This is a genomic window from Flavobacterium panacagri, from assembly GCF_030378165.1.
Classification (GTDB): domain Bacteria; phylum Bacteroidota; class Bacteroidia; order Flavobacteriales; family Flavobacteriaceae; genus Flavobacterium; species Flavobacterium panacagri.
Genome location: NZ_CP119766.1, coordinates 279323 through 296494, shown reverse-complemented (window position 1 = coordinate 296494; position 17172 = coordinate 279323). Strand labels below are relative to the sequence as shown.

Below are 17172 nucleotides of genomic sequence, written 5' to 3'. Positions count from 1 at the left end.
TTGATATTTATTCATATAGAATGTTCATATATAGATTTTTATGTTTATTATTTTGTTTTAATCATTTGATTAAATTTACACCAAAAAAAATTAATTATCGAGCATTAGGTTGACCCATTTTACAATTAATGTTTTTCTTTCTTCGATTAATTGGTTAAAAGAAGCATTGTTTAACAATCCTGAAGCTTCAAAAACAGGTTTGGTCACAAACGGGAAAATACACATTCCAAGTAAGTTTAATATAAATTGAAGCGGATTAACATTAGGCTGTTTCTCTAAAAGTTGTTTGACCAAAATTGATTGCGTTAATATTTTACCGGCTTGAACTCTATTACTGAAATGTTCTGGGTTATTTCGTATTTCGCTTAAAACAAAAAGTGGAAGTCCCGGATTTTGTAATAAAACATTTAAATAGGCAGGAACAATAAGTTCTATTTTTTCCTGCAGAGAAGTTTTGTCATCATTGACAATTGGAGCAATCACGCCAAACAATTGCCCGATTTTTTCAGCCATAACCAGACTGAAAAGTTTTTCTTTACTTCTGAAATAATAATTTAATAAAGCCAGATTTAAACCAGCTTCTTCGGCAATATCGCGCGTACGGGTTGCAGCGTACCCTTTTTCTGTAAAAACTTTACGGGCCGCTTCAATTATTTTTTCCTCTGTACTAGCGTCTATTTTCTTTTTAGCCATCTTGAATTAAATTCCGTGACAAAGTTATAAAATTATTTTCAGGTTAAACAAATATTTTAATCATTTGATTAAAAATAGAAACTAACGATGCCGTAGCCACAATCTTGTCATTCTGAGAAACGAAGGATCCTCACAAGTAGCTCCGCAATCTAAATCCTTGTCAAAAAAATTATTTCAAGAGGAACAATTTTTATTTCTTTTGTAAAGTTTTGATTAATAATAATCTAAAATAAAAACCGTAAATTAGATTGGCAAAAAAATATACCATTAAGATATTTGAATTAAGAAAATTGAACCCGTTAAATCAATCGGGCACGAATATTGAGAACGCAATATTAATCTTCAAAAACAAAAAAAATGAAAAAATACACACTCGCAGTCGTTTCGGTTTTGACTTTATTTTTTGCTTCATGTAATGCATCAAAAGAAGCTTCAAATGCAGGAAATCTATTTGATACAACTTGGCAATTAGAATATATTTCTGGGCCTAGAATTGCTTTTGATGGATTGTATCCAAATAAAAAACCACAGCTTACTTTTGATCAAAAAGAAACAAGGGTTTATGGTAATAACGGATGTAATGGTTACAGTGCGCCATATACTCTAAAAGGAAAATCTTTAAGTTTTGGAGAAGCTGGGCCAACAACTATGATGTTTTGTGAAGGCGGAGGAGAGCAAGAGTTTTTGAAACAGATAAAACAAGTTACCAGTTATTCTATCGATAAAGATGGAAAACTGAATTTGATTAATGGAGATATTCCAGTAATGCGATTCAAAAAAGTAGCAAAACAATAATTTAGGTTGATGCAACTTTGTCAAAGTTTTAAACTTTGACAAAGTTCAAAATGATAAAAAAAGGGAAATGAATTTGATTTCATTTCCCTTTTTTGACATTTAATGCTTTTTAAGTTTATTGTTAAAAACCTTTTCAAATTTTTCCAGTTTTGGCTGGATCACCATTTTACAATATGGCTGATTTTTGTTGTTTGCATAATAGTTCTGATGATAATCTTCGGCTTTGTAGAAAACTTTAAAAGGTTCTACTTTCGTTACAATGGGACTTTTGTAAACTTTGGCTTTATTCAAATCGGCTATAATGCTTTCAGCTGCTTTTTTCTGTTCAGCATTTCTGTAGAAAATTACAGAACGGTACTGTGTTCCTACATCTGCTCCCTGACGGTTTAAAGTCGTTGGATCATGAACGGTAAAAAAGACTTTGAAAATTTCATTAATATCAGTTACTGTTTTATCATACGTAATCTGAACTACTTCAGCGTGTCCCGTCTCGCCTGTACAGACTTCTTCGTAAGTAGGATTGGCAACATTTCCTCCAGAAAATCCAGAAACAACCGATTTTACACCATCCAGATTTTCATAAACTGCTTCAACACACCAATAACATCCTCCGCCAAGCGTAATGGTTTCTAGATTGGAAGCTTTTTTATTCTGTGAAATTCCCTTTAGCGATAGCGCCAGGAAACATATTAAAAGTATATTTTTCATAAATAGGTTTATTTAGAATCAGGAATAAAATCAAGGGCAATGGAATTCATGCAATAGCGTTTTCCTGTTGGTTCAGGGCCGTCGTCAAAAATATGGCCTAAATGTCCACCACAACGACCGCAAAGTGTTTCAATTCTCTCCATTCCAATTGAATTATCTTCTTTAAAAACAATGCTTTTTTTGTTGTCCTGCTCAAAAAAACTTGGCCAGCCACAACTGCTTGAGAACTTTGCGGTAGATCTAAAAAGTTTGTTGCCGCACGAAGCACAATAGTAAGTTCCTTTTTCATCTGTATTCCAATATTTTCCTGTAAAAGGTCTTTCGGTGTCGGCTTCACGCATTACAGCATAAACATCTTCTGGTAGTACTTTTTTCCATTCGGCATCCGTCACCTTTAGTTTTGTAGTATCTGTATTGGAGTAATAAGGATTTCCTGGTTTTTCGATGACATTTTTCATAGAAGTCGGTTTACTGTATTTTTTATTGTTTTGTCCGCACGCCTGCAAAATGAAAAGCGGTATTAAAAAACAAAGACTGAGAAATTGAGTTTTAGATTTCATAAACAAATAGTGGATTTTGTGTTCAATCAGTATTCTTTAGGATTTTGAATTTACCAATCAAAGATACGCTGAGATTTACCTCGAAATACTGAGTTTAAAATAATTGAGATTTTTTTAAGTGTGTTTTAACTTTTTATTAGTTACGTAAATAAAGTGAATGTAGTTTTTATGTCTTAATTTTAATAGCTTTTAATTTTTAATGTGATTTATAATGTTGTAAATCAGAAAAATAGAAAATGAGTCAAGAATTGGATTTTTTACAATTATAATTAGGATTTTTAAGCCATTTCTTTTTTCGTATTTTTGTTTGCTTAAGAAGACTTATGACAGAAGAAAACGTAATATTAGTTAATCAAAATGATGAGCAGATTGGCTTAATGCCAAAATTAGAAGCACATGAAAAAGCGCTTTTGCACCGTGCATTTTCAGTTTTTGTTTTAAATGAGCAAAATGAAATCATGCTGCAGCAGCGTGCACATCAAAAATATCATTCTCCTTTGCTGTGGACAAACACTTGCTGCAGTCATCAGCGTGAAGGCGAAACCAACATCGAAGCAGGAAGCAGAAGGTTGTTTGAAGAAATGGGATTTAAAACAGATTTAAAAGAGCTGTTTCATTTTATTTATAAAGCACCTTTTGACAATGGGTTGACAGAACATGAACTAGATCATGTAATGATTGGATATTACAACGAAGATCCAAATATCAATACCGAAGAAGTCGAAGATTGGAAATGGATGAAGATTGAAGATGTAAAAGCAGATATAGAAAAACAGCCCGAAATATATACGGTTTGGTTTAAAATTATTTTTGATGAATTTTATCATTATTTAGAAGATCATAAACTTTAACCCAAACGAACCAAAAGCCTAAATGAGAGTAACCATATCAAGAAAAGCACATTTTAATGCTGCACATCGACTACACAGAAAAGATTGGTCATTTGAAAAAAATGATGCTGTTTTTGGAAAATGCAACAATCCTAATTTCCATGGTCATAATTATGGTTTAACAGTAAGTGTTACAGGAAAGATTGATCCGGAAACTGGTTTTGTTTTAGATGTGAAAGTATTAGCGGATATTATACGAGAAGAAGTTGAAATTCCGTTTGATCACAAAAATCTAAATCTGGATGTCCCAGAGTTTTTAGATTTGAATCCAACCGCAGAAAATATTGCTGTTGTGATATGGAATAAAATTAGAAAAAGAATTCAGCCTGATTTTGATTTAGAAGTGGTGCTGAATGAAACTGACCGCAATTTTGTAACTTATAAAGGAGAATAAAAAATGTCATTAAAAATAGGAGATATAGTTCCGAATTTTACTGCAAAAGACAATAATGGAGAAACTTTCGAAAGCCAAAGTGTTTTAGGAAGAAAACCATTGGTAATTTATTTTTACCCAAAAGATAATACGCCTGGCTGTACAACAGAAGCCTGCAGTTTTCGGGATCAATATGAAGATTTCAAAGATTTGGGTGCTGAGGTAATCGGGATTAGCAGTGATAGTGTAAAGTCACATCACAAATTTGCAGCTAAACATCAATTGCCTTTTATTTTGCTTTCAGATCAAGATAAAAAATTAAGAAAGCTTTTCGGTGTCCGAAATAATTTATTTGGACTTCTTCCTGGCCGTGTTACTTATATTATTGATAAGAACGGCTTGGTGATTTCGATATTTGATAGTGTAAATGCTGCTAAACATATACCGAAAGCTTTAGAAACTGTCAAAGAATTAGTATTATAAAAGACCACAACATAATTAATTAAACAAATATATTAGCCTAAAACATGAGTCAAAATTTATACCCTTTGCAATTTGAACCGATTTTGAAAGAAAGAATCTGGGGAGGAGAAAAACTAAAAACAATTCTGAACAAACCAATCGTTTCTAAAATTACTGGCGAAAGCTGGGAATTATCTACTGTAGAAGGAGATGTAAGTGTGGTAGCAAACGGAGTTCTAAAAGGAAAATCTTTAATGGATCTTATTGATGAAGCTCCAGACGCCGTTTTAGGAACTAAAGTTTATGAGCGTTTTGGGAAACAGTTTCCATTACTTTTCAAATATCTTGATGCTAGAGAAGATCTTTCGATTCAAGTTCACCCAAACGATAAATTAGCAAAAGAACGTCACAATTCATTTGGTAAAACTGAAATGTGGTACGTAATGCAGGCAGATGCAGATGCAAGAATTATTGTTGGTTTTAAAGAAGATTCAAGCAAAGAAGAATATTTAAAACACTTAAATGATAATACTTTGGTTTCGATCTTAGATGATGTGAAAGCAAAATCTGGAGATGTGTTCTTTTTAGAAACAGGAACAGTCCATGCAATTGGAGCTGGTTTGGTTGTTGCCGAAATTCAGCAGACTTCTGATATTACGTATAGATTATACGATTTTGACCGTGTAGATGCTCAGGGAAATAAAAGAGAGTTACACGTAGATTTAGCACTTGATGCTATAAACTATAATAAAGTTGATACACAGAAGAAATACGAATCTAAAGTCAATACTTCAAATACAGTCGTAGATTGCCCTTATTTTACAACTAATTTCCTTCCATTAGAAAATAAATTGGAAGTTTCTAAAACTGGAGAAACTTTTACAGTGTATATGTGTATTGAAGGTAATTTTGAAATTGAATCTAACGGATTTAAAAATTCGTATAAAAAAGGAGATACCGTTTTGGTTCCAGCTGCGATTAATGCATTTAGTTTGACTGGAAATGCTTCAATTTTAGAAATTTACATTTCTTAACACATATTTTAAAGATAATATGTACTTTTGCAAACGCAAATTAAAATTATAAATAAAAATGGCAAACGTTAAAAATTTAAAGAAAGACATCAACTTCGTATTAGGAGATATTATTGAGGCAGTTTACTTGTTCGAGATGTCAACAACAGGAAATCCAACTCCAGAAACGAATGCTTTGATCGATGAAGCTATTGCTGCATTCGATACTTTGATTACAAAAGTGAACGCAAAGAACGTTGAAAATAAAAAAGCACATTTCAAGCAAATCAATATTGAATTAGAACAAACTGCTAATCAATTGGTTGAAAAAATCAACGCACTATAAGCAAAAAAAAGTGTAAAAAAGTGCAAAATTATTTTGGGAAATTGAAAAACCGCTTTATATTTGCACCCGTAATGAGGCCGATGTAGCTCAGCTGGCTAGAGCAGCTGATTTGTAATCAGCAGGTCGTGGGTTCGAGTCCCTCTATCGGCTCAAACGGAAACCATCACAGAAATGTGATGGTTTTTTTAATTATAGAGGGCAGTGTGAAATTTTTTTTGGAATATTAAAAAACATTTTTATCTTTGCACTCGCAAAATAGGCCGATGTAGCTCAGCTGGCTAGAGCAGCTGATTTGTAATCAGCAGGTCGTGGGTTCGAGTCCCTCTATCGGCTCAAAAAAACCATTCACTTAGTGAGTGGTTTTTTTTTGCGCAAAACTCAAGTTTTAGGTTTCGGGTTGGAGTTTGGATTTTTTTAATTTGGATTTTAATTTAAGAATATTTTTCCTATGTTTGTTAGATAACCTATAAACTCTATGACTAATGGAAGAAACTTCTGTATTTGAGAAATTTGAATTACAGCTGGATATCACAGCAAAAGATTTTATTAAAGAAACAGCTAAGTGGGCTTATTTTTTGTCTATTCTTGGTTTTATCGGAATCGGACTTTTACTTATTATTGCAGTTTTTGCAGGTGCCATTTTTTCAGCAATGGGAAGTACGATGCCAGGAATGGGAGCTTATGGAGGTTCTTTTGGGGCGGCAATGGGGGCTGTTTATTTTTTAATGGCAGCTTTTTACTTTTTTCCCGTTTATTATTTGTTTAAATTCAGTTCAAACGCGAAAAAAGCTTTTAGAGATAATGATTCAGAAGCTTTAACATCTTCGTTTGGTTATTTAAAATCGCATTATAAGTTTATTGGAATTCTTATGGTGGTTTTATTGGCGATTTACGCGCTTTTCTTTGCCTTTGCAGTTCTTGGAGGCTTAATGGCAAGATAGTCGATTAAAAGCGATAATTATAAATAAAAAATGCCCTGAAATTTTCAGGGCATTTTTTTATAGAGTTCTTAAAAAAGAATTATTCTGCTTTTGGTGTTTGTGTTTGTTCTTCTTTTTTTAGGTCATTAACATATTTCGTTAATTTCTTTCCATAGAAAGACTGAGCTACTTTCGGAGTCATTGATTTCTGAATTGTGTCTAAAAACTTTAAATTAATATCATAGATCTCTGCTAACGCAATATAGGGAGCAACTTCATGGTCTTTGTTGTTTAGAGCAAAATTTGTTGCATATAAGTATCTTCTTTTGATGTTAGATTCTTGCAATTTAGTAATACTGTCTACTGCCTTTTGATCTTGTCTTTTTAACGCTCTAAAACGTGGTTCTACCAAAGAAAGATTTTCATCATTAAAACGGCTGTTTATTTTTGCATATTGCTCATATAATTCTTGGTTTTTTGAACCAGTAATTTTAGCATCAGAAATGTAATGGTCTAAATTAGTATCGATGTTGATATTTCCTGGTTCTGCGAAAAACAAGATGTTATTGTCTAACGAATTCGTAACACCACGGTCTAAGAATAAATATAATACTTGTGGAGAATCTAATGTGATATTGCTTTCAAAGGCCGAATTTCCATCTATTTTAATACTGTCAATTGCAACCAGTGCAGTGTCGACAATTTTCTGGATATATAACGTTCCTTTTTTTAATCCTTTAACGTTTCCAGTAATATGTACATTACCAGTAGTTTCTTTTTTGCTGCATGATGCCAGCAGGGCAAGCGTAACAAAAGCAATTAATGTTTTTTTCATTGGTGGTTTATTAGATTTGGGTGCAAAATAAAGAAAATAGTTTAAATGTAAAGTGCTGCAAGTTTTATTTTTATAAAAAAAATAAATCCCAATCTATTTCTAAATTGGGATTTTAAAATATAGTGTGAAAAGGTTTTACATTGATAAATTGAATGAAGCACCGTTTTCATGAGTATAAGTGTAAAGGGCGTCGCAGTCATTGTTTCCGTAATCCACTACGCCGTTTAAAATACCTCCTTGAATTTTTAACTGACCTTTAGAGATAAAAGTACAAGAGTATTTTTTTATCAGAGGTTCTTTAACTGTCAGAGTAAGGGTTGTGCCGTTTGATGTTGTTACCGTGTGTGTGCCTTCGGTTACTTCGTAAATATCATCGGACAATACGTAAGGAGTATCAATTCCAGCAGTTTGTTTTGTTGTATAAGTTCCAGAATTAGTATAAACGCCACCTTGTAAGTCCGTTAGTTTTCCGTTTGTTACTTTTCGTGTCCATTGTGGTACTGTTGTTACGGTAGTAGTGTTTGTGTGTTCAATAGTACCTTCTAATTTGATGTTATTAATAGAATAATCTACTCTTTTAATTGTCATTTTGCTTCCAGTTGTAGTAAGTGCTCCAGTAAGGGTTACTTCAAGTTTTCCTTTTCTTGTAAGGTTGTTGTCATCTTTGCATCCAGTCCCGAAATCTATTAAAATCACTTTGGGATATTCTCCGCCGTTTGGAGTTGTTATTGTAATTGAAGCGCAGATTCCAACAACAGTTTCTGTTGTTTTTGCTGTAGCGGTTGATGTTGCAACAGCTAAACCAGTGTTAAGATCCATTTCGTTAGAAGTGTCAATTGCGATCGATGCACCAATATTTGTAAGGTCTGCTGAAGCTGTTCCTTCGTTACTGTCGTTTGAGCAGGAAACAAAGAGAAGAGAACCTATACAGATGGTTATTAGTAATATAGTGATTTTTTTCATAATGGTTTTTTATGTTTGGTGTTAGATAAAAAGGCAATCAAATTTAGCGAAAAAAAATGAAGCTTAATAAAAAATCCTGTAAGTATTCATTACAGGATATTATAACGTCTTTTTGAAGAAAAAAGTATGAGCAACGTATAAAATGTTGTTTTATTGTTGAAAATCTTAGACCGACTTGTAATAATCGCTTTTAGCCTTACGGATTTTCTTATATTCTTCCCAATTAAAGCGGTTTAAAAAATCGGCGGCGTTTTGTGCTCCGCGGATAAATAAATCAATTTTAGCATCTTCGGTCAGATTAAAATTAAGCCAGTTGTGTGTTCCGGTGTCGATATAACCGATCAAGTGTTTAAAATCGGGATTTTTTCTTAAAAATTCGGCATCATAACCATATCTTGCCGTATCAAACATTGAACTGATTAAATTGGAGAATTTTTCATTTGTATTGATTTCGTTTTTATCATAACCTAATTTAATTCCGAAAGTAGGTGATGCGGGAACGTTTAGATTTTCATGAAAAATATCGATGGGGAAGTTGGAGATAATGCCGCCATCCATAAACATAACTTCGGATGGGACTGAGGTTCTAAGGCAGGTTGCTTCATTCCATCTGTTCCAAGAATCTACTCCACCAGGAATATTTTTGATTTTGAAGGGGGTAAAAAATAATGGAATCGACATAGAAGCCCTAACAAAATCGGCTGGATTTTGAACATCTGGATTAGAGTAAAATAAATCGACCATTTTTGGAAAAACGATTTTACTTTCGGTTGTAATATCTGCTGCAATAATGGCCATTTCGCTCCAATGGTCTTCTCGTTTATATTCTTCTTTTTGCCCCTGATCGTTTATTCTAAATAATTTGTTTTTGTCTGAAACACCTTTTTTTCTTAAAGCTTTTAGATCGCCGTAATTTTTTATTCCTTTCTGCGAAAGTAAATTAGTCATCCATTGGTGGAAATTATTTCCTGGATTCAGTCCTAAATCATCTTTAAAATTATCTACAACCTGAACGCCTCTCATAATCAATTTTAAATTTCCAGCATCACTCAGCAATGCATCGATAAACTGACGAGCGTCGCGATCTCCATCAACAAAATCATATAAGTTTTTATTGCAAAGACAGTCCAGAATCCATTCCGATTTCTCGATATCGCAAGTTCCTGCGGCTGCCATTAGCATGGTATTGATGCTTCCTGCAGAAGTTCCGGCCAGACTTAGAAAGCGGATCCCCATTTTTTCTAAAACATAAACGTAGCCAATTAGGGCAATTCCAAGAACACCGCCGCCTTCTTGAACAAGATCGACATATTGATTATTATTATTGTCTGTGATATCTGAGAATTTCTTGTTTCTAATATTATCTCTTAAATCGTTAATAATTGCTAGAACTGTTCCATTTTCTGTAAATTTCTTCTTATCCATGATTTCTAGAATTTTGATTTTAATTTGTTGGTTTTCAAAATTATACAAACTACTATTTTGAGGATAGGGGAGAATTCCCCTTTTTTTGAAGGGTGTTTTAAGAACAAAAAAAATCCTGCAAAACTGAATTTGCAGGATTTTGAAAAATATTCTTTTGGAATGATTATTTGATCATTTCAAAACTTCTTTTTACGAAAGCAGTTAAAGCTTCACCTTTTAATAAGTTTTGAGATAATTTAGCCAAGTCTAAAGCTTGTTTTACTAAATGCTCTTGGTGTACTTTATCTTCAGTATTTAAGATGCTTGAAGCTAAGTCTGAATTTGTATTTACAACCAAATTGTACATTTCTGGCATATTACCCATCCCGAACATGCCTCCACCTGTCTGGCTCATTTCTTTCATTCTACGCATAAATTCTGGCTGCGTGATTAAGAATGGAGCTGCTTGAGAATCCATTGCTTCTAGTTGAACACTGTATGCTTTTGGAATATAAGCTTCTAATGAAGTTTTTAAAGTTGCCTTTTCATCTTCAGATAATTTTGATATCGTGTTTTCGTCTTTTTTAATCAAATTATCAATATGATCAGAGTCAACACGCACAAAAGTTACATCTTTATTATCGTTTTCAATTTTCTGAATTAAATGTGAGATAATTGGAGAATCTAAAAGCAATACTTCGTATCCTTTATCTTTTGCTGCTTCAATGTAAGAGTGCTGTGCATCTTTATTTCCAGCGTAAAGAACAACTAATTTACCGTCTTTGTCTGTTTGGTTTTCTTTTAGTTTTTCTTTTAATTCTTCTAAAGTGAAATAAGTATCGTCTACAGTTGGGTATAAAACAAATGCACCTGCTTTTTCGTAAAATTTATCTTCAGAAAGCATTCCGTACTCTAGAACAATTTTAATATCATTCCATTTTGCTTCAAAATCAGCACGGTTTTCGTTAAATAAAGCTTTCAATTTATCAGCTACTTTACGAGTAATATAGTTTGATATTTTCTTAACCGCTCCGTCTGCTTGTAAACCAGAACGAGAAACGTTTAATGGAATATCTGGAGAATCGATAACACCTTTTAGCATTGTCAAGAATTCAGGAACAATTCCTTCTACGTTATCAGTAACGTAAACTTGGTTTTGATACAGCTGAATTTTGTCTTTCTGAATTTGCATATCAGATCCTAACTTAGGGAAATATAAAATTCCAGTTAAGTTAAACGGATAATCTACATTTAAGTGAATGTGGAATAACGGATCTTCAAATTGCATTGGATACAATTCTCTGTAGAAGTTTTTGTAATCTTCATCAGATAATTCGGAAGGTTGTTTTGTCCAAGCTGGATTTGGGTTGTTGATGATATTGTCAGTTTCAACAGTTTCATTAACATAATCTTCTGGAGCATCTTCTGGTTTTGGAAGTGTTTCAGTTCTTGTTCCGAATTTAATTGGAATAGGCATAAATTTATTATACTTATTCAATAATCCGCTGATTTTAGAATCTTCTAAAAATTCTAGAGAATCTTCTGCAATGTGAAGAATGATTTCTGTACCACGTGAAGTTTTGTCAGCTGGCTCTAAAGTAAATTCAGGACTTCCGTCGCAAGTCCAATGTGCAGCTGGTTCGTCTTTGTATGATTTAGTAATAATTTCTACTTTTTCAGCCACCATAAAAGCAGAATAGAAACCAAGACCAAAGTGACCAATAATTCCAGAATCTTTTGCAGAATCTTTGTATTTGTCTAGGAATTCTTCAGCCCCAGAAAAAGCCACTTGGTTGATGTACTTTTCAACTTCATCAGCAGTCATCCCCAAACCTTGGTCAATAATGTGGATTTTTTTACCTTCTTTGTCAACTTTAACCTCAATAATTGGGTTTCCGTATTCAACTTTAGCTTCACCAATACTGATAAGGTGTTTTAATTTTAAAGTAGCATCAGTTCCATTTGAAATTAACTCTCTAAGAAAGATCTCGTGGTCACTGTATAAGAACTTTTTGATTAAGGGAAAGATGTTTTCTACCGAAACATTAATTTTACCTGTTGTCATATTTTTATTTATTTTTTGATTTAACTTGATGATTTTCATTTCTTCAAATAAAATACCAATTGTTTTTAGGGTGACAAAATGTCGGAAGTGTTAATTTTGAAAGAAAATAAATAGATTCTGGAATGATAAATATCTCTACGAATCGTATATTTGTGGTACAATAATTGTTAAAAAAGCAAAATATTAATCTATAAAAAATTGTATAAAATGAAGAAGGGTATTTTTATATGCTTGATTGCCGTGATGTTTTTCGCGTGTAAGTCAGCTTCGTCAACGTCTTCAACAGACACAACACTTTCAAAAAAATTAGACAGACCTACTCAAGTAGCGTTAAAAGGAAATTGGGTGCTTACCAATGTGTCTTATCCAGGTTCAGACTACATCAAAGTAAATTCATTTGATCTTGCAGATTCAAAATGTTTTATCGGAAGTACTTGGAGTTTTATTTCAAACAACAATAAAGGGACAATGGCTTTAACATCGCCAAGTTGTACTGGATTTTCTTCACCAATTGTATGGAGTATCAATAACCAAGGAATGTTTATTCTTAAAATTCTTGATGCAGGTGAAAAAGCCAAGAAAGTAAGAGATGGTTATTTGCTTAAAGTTGCCGGTGTAACTGAAAGTTCATTCCAATTAATTGATAATATCAATGTTGGTGGTCAGGTAAAAGATGTGGTATACCAATTTCAAAGAGCTAATTAATATTTTAAAGAGATAAAAGATGAGAAAGATAACTGTTTTAGGTTTGTGTAGTTTATTGGTATTAACTAGTTTTTTTACTAGTTGTGATTCAGTAAAGAATGCCAATAATACTCAAAAAGGTGCCGGAATTGGTGCTGTGGCTGGAGGTGTAATTGGTGCAGTTTTAGGAAATAATTTAGGTAAAGGTGGAAACGCGGCTTTGGGTGCTGCAATTGGTGCTGCCGTTGGTGGTGGAACTGGAGCGCTTATTGGTAACAAAATGGATAAACAAGCTCGTGAAATCGATCAGGCTTTACCAGGTGCTTCTGTAGAAAGAGTTGGAGAAGGTATTCACTTGACTCTGAATGAAAATTCAGTTCGATTTGATACTAATAAATCGACTTTGACTTCTACAGCAAAAGCTAATTTAGATAAATTGGTTCCAGTATTTAATGAATATGGAGATACTGATATTCAGATTTTTGGTTACACTGATAACACAGGAAAACCAGAATATAACTTAACACTTTCTGGACAAAGGGCAGCTTCAGTACAAGCTTATTTAGTGGCAAAAGGATTAAAATCTAGCCGTTTCAAAACTTCAGGTTTAGGAATTGCAGATCCAATCGCAACAAATGATACTCCAGAAGGAAGAGCTCAAAACCGTCGTGTTGAATTCTCAATTACTGCAAACGACAAAATGGTAAATGACGCAAAAGCAGAAGCTGGAAAATAATTTCAGACAAAATAAAATATAAAAAAAGCTGTTTCTTAAATGAAGCAGCTTTTTTTTGACTTTAGAAATTAAACATTGTAAATTTGACCTCTCATATTACAACTCATGCTTGACATTCAAAATATATCTTTTACTTATACCGACAGCCCCGTCATAAAAAATATTTCTTTTTCTATTGAGAAAGGACAGAACATTGCTATTATTGGTGAAAGTGGCTGCGGAAAAAGTACGTTGCTTAAACTTATATACGGTTTGTATGATTTAGATGAAGGGAATATCTCTTACGAAGGTAAACCTATTTTGGGGCCAAAATTCAATTTGATTCCAGGAATGCCTTATATGAAATATCTGGCACAGGATTTTGATTTGTCTCCGTATGAAACTGTGGCAGAAAACGTAGGTAAGTTTCTTTCGAATGGTTTTGCCAACATGAAAAAACTGCGTGTTCAGGAATTGCTTGAAATGGTAGAAATGGATTCGTTTGCTAACGTGAAAACTAAGTTTTTAAGTGGTGGACAACAGCAACGTGTGGCATTGGTTAGAGTTCTAGCTCTGGAACCAGAAGTAATTTTACTGGATGAACCATTCAGCCAGATTGATGCTTTTAGAAAAAATGCGCTTCGCCGTAATTTGTTCCGTTATTTAAAGCAAAAAGGAATTACCTGCATCATTGCAACGCATGACAGTACAGATGCTTTGTCTTTTGCAGATCAAGCGATTGTAATGCGAAATGGAGAAGTGCTTGTTAAAGATGATCCTTCTAAGATTTATGAGGATCCAAAAATAAAGTATGTGGCTTCGCTATTTGGGGAAGTAAATGAAATTCCAACTCATTTATTATTGTCATATGAAGATGAAACGCATAAAACATTAGTGTATCCGCACCAGTTTAAAATGGTTTCGGAGTCTAAATTAATGGTAAAAATTAGAAGGACTTATTTTAGAGGAAGTCATTATCTAATTGAAACTGTTTATAAAAGACAGTTAATCTTTTTTGAAAGCGAAATAGATTTACCAGTTGAACAAGAAGTATTTTTAGCTTTAAATTATTTATAAAAAATAACCCGATAGGTTTTTACTCTATCGGGTTGAAAAATATTAAGTTATAATAACCCGACAGGTTTCCAAAGCCTGTCGGGTTTGCTTTTGATACGAAATTAGTTTTTCAAATATTTATCTAAGAATTGGTCTTGCTCCCAAAGAAGGTGTAAAATATTTTCTTTTGCGGCATAACCATGTGATTCTTTAGGTAAAATAACCATTCTTGCAGGTGCTCCTAAACCTTTTAAAGCTTGGAAATAACGTTCTGTCTGCAGCGTAAAAGTTCCAGGATTGTTATCGGCTTCACCGTGGACTAATAAAATAGGAGTTTTCATTTTATCAGCATTCATAAAAGGCGACATGGTGTTGTATACTTCTGGAACTTCCCAGTAATTACGCTGTTCAGTTTGAAAACCAAACGGAGTTAATGTTCTGTTGTAAGCACCGCTTCTCGCAATTCCGCAGGCAAATAAGTTAGAATGTGTTAATAAGTTCGCTGTCATAAAAGCACCATACGAATGCCCGCCGACAGCCACTTTTTTACGGTTAATATAGCCTAAAGCATCTACAGCATCAATTGCTGCTGCAGCATTGTCTACTAACTGCGAAATAAAGTTGTCGTTTGGTTCTGTATTACCTTCTCCAATAATTGGGAAAGCCGCATCATCTAAAACAACATATCCTTTGGTAACCCAATATACAAATGAACCATAGTATGGAAATGTAAATTCGTTTGAGTTTTGAGTAGACTGAGAAGCACTATTTCTGTCTTTATATTCCGCTGGATAAGCCCAGATTAATAGCGGGAGTTTTTCTTTTTTCGTTTTATCATAACCAGCTGGAAGATATAAAGTTCCGGAAAGTTCTAATCCGTCTTTACGTTTGTATTTGATAACTTCTTTGCTGACATTTTTAATGCTTTCAAAAGGATTTTTAAAATCAGTAATCGCTGTTAAGCTGTTTTGTTTTTTAATATTTCTGAAGTAATAATTTGGATAGTCTGTTTTTGACTGGATCTGAACCAAAACTTTCCCCGATTTGAAATCTTCTATTTCTATAATATCTTCTTTTTTATCTTTATAAGATGAAGTATAAATATGTTTTGATTTCAAAGTTTTAACATTGAATTCCTCAATAAAAGGGAATTGGCCATTTTTTGTATAGCCGTCTCCAATTCTGTACAGATTGTCTTTTTCAATAGCTAAAACATATTTGTTATACTCGTTTTTACGAGTTTCAAAATTGCCTGGATCTGAATAAACGTCTTGTGAATTTCTATCCGTAATTACTTTTGGTTGCTGACTTGGATTGGATGGATTGATTAAATAAGATTTGGTATTTCTAGTGTCATACCATTGATCTGTAAGGATTGCAATATTGTCATTTCCCCATTTAATGTCATCGTAACGTTGCGGTGTTTTTACCAATGAAGAAGCTTCTTTTTCAAATGGTGCATCCCACAGAAAAACCTCATCTCTAAAATCGACTTTTTTTGCCGGATCTCCTTCGTCTAATGCTACAACATAAGAAAGAGTTGCAGGTTTGTCATTTCTCCAGCTCATTTCTCTTTTTCCTTTTCGAACAGCCATAAAGCCTTTAGGCATAATTTCGTTTAGAGGTACTTCATTAACTGTTTTAATTTCTTTTCCTCTTATATCATAAACTACAGTTTTAGAAGGAAATCTATTTAGAGGGACTACATATGAAAATGGTTTGTGAATTGTAGTCAGCATAATATAATTTCCGTCTGGTGAAATTCTCTCTCCAGCAAACATGGCAGCTTCTTTAAACAAAATGGCATCCCCATTTAGTTTTACTTTGTACAATTCGGAGGTAATACTGTTTTCAAAATTGATTTCATCATTTTTGTTTTTCAGCATATCCGGATAGGTTCTGTTTTGGGATTTTTCTCCAGAAGTATTAGAAACAATTGGTCCGGTTGGCAAATCTTTTTTAGAATCTAAAAGAGCAGGTTTGTTTTTAGGAAGCATTTTTACCAGAATCGTTTCATTGTCAGAAAACCAGCTGAACGGATTTCCTAAATTAGCATTTACAGTAGCTTCGGTAAGTTTTTTGGCCTGTGCCGATGCAACATCTAAAACCCAAAGTTCTACACCTGTGTTTGTAGTATGAGAAAACAGAATTTTTTTGTCATTTGGAGACCATATTATATTAGCGATTTTTGGATTTTCGGGTAAACCAATAACCTGAACTTCGTCTTTACCGCTTATTTTTCGCAGTTTAAGATTATTGATATAAGTTACGGTACTAGATATATTGGTAACAGGGTTAATCCTTAAACCAGCTAAACGAACTTCGTCTTGGTTTAAATCGTCCAGTGTTTTGTATGTATTTCGATACATTAAGAGCATGTTTTCTTTTTTGGTATCCATAGACACTGAAGGAGCTCTTTGATAATCGGCTAAATCTAGAATAGATTTTGGAGGTTTTTGGTAGGTTAGGTTCTCTTGAGCAAAAGAATAAGAGCCAAAACTGAAAAGCAAGAACAAGGTAATCTTTAATTTCATAATTTAAGTTTTGTGGTTTAAAAAAATGGTGTTTAGAAATGTTTGTCTAAAATACATTTGTCTTGTTACATTTTAGTGCTTATTTTTAATTTTTTTCAAAGAATAACACAAAATGCTGTTTTTTCAAAATATAAAAACAGTTAAAATGCCATATAA

Annotated in this window: 18 protein-coding genes and 2 tRNA genes; 12 read left to right on the top strand and 8 right to left on the bottom strand. The window is 33.1% G+C overall.

Annotated elements, in window-relative coordinates:
- Window positions 1-90: 90 nt before the first annotated feature.
- Window positions 91-693, bottom strand: coding sequence for a TetR/AcrR family transcriptional regulator (locus tag P2W65_RS01415; protein ID WP_179007844.1), 603 nt, complete (start codon window positions 691-693; stop codon window positions 91-93).
- A 357-nt stretch (window positions 694-1050) separates the two neighbouring features.
- Between P2W65_RS01415 and P2W65_RS01410 the strand changes: the two genes are divergently transcribed.
- Window positions 1051-1488: an META domain-containing protein gene (locus P2W65_RS01410; RefSeq protein ID WP_289662958.1), complete on the top strand. Its 438-nt coding sequence runs from the start codon at window positions 1051-1053 to the stop codon at window positions 1486-1488.
- Window positions 1489-1587: 99 nt separating this feature from the next.
- On the opposite strand, the gene msrA is transcribed toward P2W65_RS01410, so the two are convergent.
- Both msrA and msrB read right to left on the bottom strand, forming a co-directional pair.
- Window positions 1588-2196, bottom strand: coding sequence for a peptide-methionine (S)-S-oxide reductase MsrA (gene msrA / locus P2W65_RS01405; protein ID WP_289662957.1), 609 nt, complete (start codon window positions 2194-2196; stop codon window positions 1588-1590).
- 8 nt (window positions 2197-2204) lie between these two features.
- Window positions 2205-2756, bottom strand: coding sequence for a peptide-methionine (R)-S-oxide reductase MsrB (gene msrB, locus P2W65_RS01400; protein ID WP_289662956.1), 552 nt, complete (start codon window positions 2754-2756; stop codon window positions 2205-2207).
- Window positions 2757-3079: 323 nt separating this feature from the next.
- Here msrB and idi point away from each other — a divergent pair, with 323 nt between their 5' ends.
- The 8 genes from idi (at window position 3080) to P2W65_RS01360 (ending at window position 6781) form a co-directional block, all read left to right on the top strand.
- Window positions 3080-3607, top strand: coding sequence for an isopentenyl-diphosphate Delta-isomerase (idi, locus tag P2W65_RS01395; RefSeq protein WP_091496463.1), 528 nt, complete (start codon window positions 3080-3082; stop codon window positions 3605-3607).
- A 22-nt stretch (window positions 3608-3629) separates the two neighbouring features.
- On the top strand, window positions 3630-4040 hold the full coding sequence (locus P2W65_RS01390; RefSeq protein WP_289662952.1) for a 6-carboxytetrahydropterin synthase: 411 nt from the start codon (window positions 3630-3632) through the stop codon (window positions 4038-4040).
- Window positions 4041-4043: 3 nt separating this feature from the next.
- Entirely contained in the window at window positions 4044-4502 is a 459-nt protein-coding gene (locus P2W65_RS01385) for a peroxiredoxin (RefSeq protein ID WP_179007856.1), read from the top strand.
- Between the two features lie 44 nt (window positions 4503-4546).
- Window positions 4547-5515, top strand: coding sequence for a type I phosphomannose isomerase catalytic subunit (locus P2W65_RS01380; RefSeq protein WP_289662949.1), 969 nt, complete (start codon window positions 4547-4549; stop codon window positions 5513-5515).
- A gap of 58 nt (window positions 5516-5573) precedes the next feature.
- Complete coding sequence (locus tag P2W65_RS01375; protein WP_091496454.1) at window positions 5574-5840, top strand: hypothetical protein; 267 nt, start codon at window positions 5574-5576, stop codon at window positions 5838-5840.
- A 76-nt stretch (window positions 5841-5916) separates the two neighbouring features.
- Window positions 5917-5990, top strand: a tRNA-Thr gene (locus P2W65_RS01370).
- A gap of 109 nt (window positions 5991-6099) precedes the next feature.
- Window positions 6100-6173, top strand: a tRNA-Thr gene (locus P2W65_RS01365).
- Between the two features lie 149 nt (window positions 6174-6322).
- On the top strand, window positions 6323-6781 hold the full coding sequence (locus P2W65_RS01360) for a DUF5362 family protein (RefSeq protein WP_289662946.1): 459 nt from the start codon (window positions 6323-6325) through the stop codon (window positions 6779-6781).
- Between the two features lie 79 nt (window positions 6782-6860).
- Here P2W65_RS01360 and P2W65_RS01355 read toward each other — a convergent pair whose 3' ends face one another.
- From P2W65_RS01355 to htpG, 4 genes are all read right to left on the bottom strand, one after another.
- Entirely contained in the window at window positions 6861-7595 is a 735-nt protein-coding gene (locus P2W65_RS01355) for a DUF4369 domain-containing protein (RefSeq protein ID WP_289662944.1), read from the bottom strand.
- A 135-nt stretch (window positions 7596-7730) separates the two neighbouring features.
- Window positions 7731-8558 (bottom strand): hypothetical protein, encoded by an 828-nt coding sequence (locus tag P2W65_RS01350; RefSeq protein ID WP_289662942.1) that lies wholly within the window; start codon window positions 8556-8558, stop codon window positions 7731-7733.
- A gap of 165 nt (window positions 8559-8723) precedes the next feature.
- Window positions 8724-9983, bottom strand: a complete 1260-nt coding sequence (locus P2W65_RS01345; protein ID WP_289662940.1) for a patatin-like phospholipase family protein — start codon at window positions 9981-9983, stop codon at window positions 8724-8726.
- Window positions 9984-10146: 163 nt separating this feature from the next.
- Complete coding sequence (gene htpG / locus P2W65_RS01340; RefSeq protein ID WP_179007868.1) at window positions 10147-12027, bottom strand: molecular chaperone HtpG; 1881 nt, start codon at window positions 12025-12027, stop codon at window positions 10147-10149.
- A 207-nt stretch (window positions 12028-12234) separates the two neighbouring features.
- Between htpG and P2W65_RS01335 the strand changes: the two genes are divergently transcribed.
- The 3 genes from P2W65_RS01335 (at window position 12235) to P2W65_RS01325 (ending at window position 14503) form a co-directional block, all read left to right on the top strand.
- Window positions 12235-12732, top strand: coding sequence for a lipocalin family protein (locus P2W65_RS01335; RefSeq protein ID WP_091496443.1), 498 nt, complete (start codon window positions 12235-12237; stop codon window positions 12730-12732).
- 19 nt (window positions 12733-12751) lie between these two features.
- Window positions 12752-13447: a YiaD family glycine zipper/OmpA-like lipoprotein gene (locus P2W65_RS01330; RefSeq protein WP_289662936.1), complete on the top strand. Its 696-nt coding sequence runs from the start codon at window positions 12752-12754 to the stop codon at window positions 13445-13447.
- Window positions 13448-13552: 105 nt separating this feature from the next.
- Window positions 13553-14503: an ABC transporter ATP-binding protein gene (locus P2W65_RS01325; protein WP_289662934.1), complete on the top strand. Its 951-nt coding sequence runs from the start codon at window positions 13553-13555 to the stop codon at window positions 14501-14503.
- A gap of 101 nt (window positions 14504-14604) precedes the next feature.
- Here the strand turns inward: P2W65_RS01325 and P2W65_RS01320 are convergent, their stop codons facing one another.
- Window positions 14605-17016, bottom strand: a complete 2412-nt coding sequence (locus P2W65_RS01320) for an alpha/beta hydrolase family protein (protein WP_289662932.1) — start codon at window positions 17014-17016, stop codon at window positions 14605-14607.
- Window positions 17017-17172: the final 156 nt, after the last annotated feature.

Excerpts from the sequence above, each read along its gene's own strand:
- P2W65_RS01415 (WP_179007844.1), bottom strand. The coding sequence starts at position 693 with ATGGCTAAAAAGAAAATAGACGCTAGTACAGAGGAAAAAATAATTGAA.
- P2W65_RS01410 (WP_289662958.1), top strand. The coding sequence starts at position 1,051 with ATGAAAAAATACACACTCGCAGTCGTTTCGGTTTTGACTTTATTTTTT.
- msrA (WP_289662957.1), bottom strand. The coding sequence starts at position 2,196 with ATGAAAAATATACTTTTAATATGTTTCCTGGCGCTATCGCTAAAGGGA.
- msrB (WP_289662956.1), bottom strand. The coding sequence starts at position 2,756 with ATGAAATCTAAAACTCAATTTCTCAGTCTTTGTTTTTTAATACCGCTT.
- idi (WP_091496463.1), top strand. The coding sequence starts at position 3,080 with ATGACAGAAGAAAACGTAATATTAGTTAATCAAAATGATGAGCAGATT.
- P2W65_RS01390 (WP_289662952.1), top strand. The coding sequence starts at position 3,630 with ATGAGAGTAACCATATCAAGAAAAGCACATTTTAATGCTGCACATCGA.
- P2W65_RS01385 (WP_179007856.1), top strand. The coding sequence starts at position 4,044 with ATGTCATTAAAAATAGGAGATATAGTTCCGAATTTTACTGCAAAAGAC.
- P2W65_RS01380 (WP_289662949.1), top strand. The coding sequence starts at position 4,547 with ATGAGTCAAAATTTATACCCTTTGCAATTTGAACCGATTTTGAAAGAA.
- P2W65_RS01375 (WP_091496454.1), top strand. The coding sequence starts at position 5,574 with ATGGCAAACGTTAAAAATTTAAAGAAAGACATCAACTTCGTATTAGGA.
- P2W65_RS01360 (WP_289662946.1), top strand. The coding sequence starts at position 6,323 with ATGGAAGAAACTTCTGTATTTGAGAAATTTGAATTACAGCTGGATATC.
- P2W65_RS01355 (WP_289662944.1), bottom strand. The coding sequence starts at position 7,595 with ATGAAAAAAACATTAATTGCTTTTGTTACGCTTGCCCTGCTGGCATCA.
- P2W65_RS01350 (WP_289662942.1), bottom strand. The coding sequence starts at position 8,558 with ATGAAAAAAATCACTATATTACTAATAACCATCTGTATAGGTTCTCTT.
- P2W65_RS01345 (WP_289662940.1), bottom strand. The coding sequence starts at position 9,983 with ATGGATAAGAAGAAATTTACAGAAAATGGAACAGTTCTAGCAATTATT.
- htpG (WP_179007868.1), bottom strand. The coding sequence starts at position 12,027 with ATGACAACAGGTAAAATTAATGTTTCGGTAGAAAACATCTTTCCCTTA.
- P2W65_RS01335 (WP_091496443.1), top strand. The coding sequence starts at position 12,235 with ATGAAGAAGGGTATTTTTATATGCTTGATTGCCGTGATGTTTTTCGCG.
- P2W65_RS01330 (WP_289662936.1), top strand. The coding sequence starts at position 12,752 with ATGAGAAAGATAACTGTTTTAGGTTTGTGTAGTTTATTGGTATTAACT.
- P2W65_RS01325 (WP_289662934.1), top strand. The coding sequence starts at position 13,553 with ATGCTTGACATTCAAAATATATCTTTTACTTATACCGACAGCCCCGTC.
- P2W65_RS01320 (WP_289662932.1), bottom strand. The coding sequence starts at position 17,016 with ATGAAATTAAAGATTACCTTGTTCTTGCTTTTCAGTTTTGGCTCTTAT.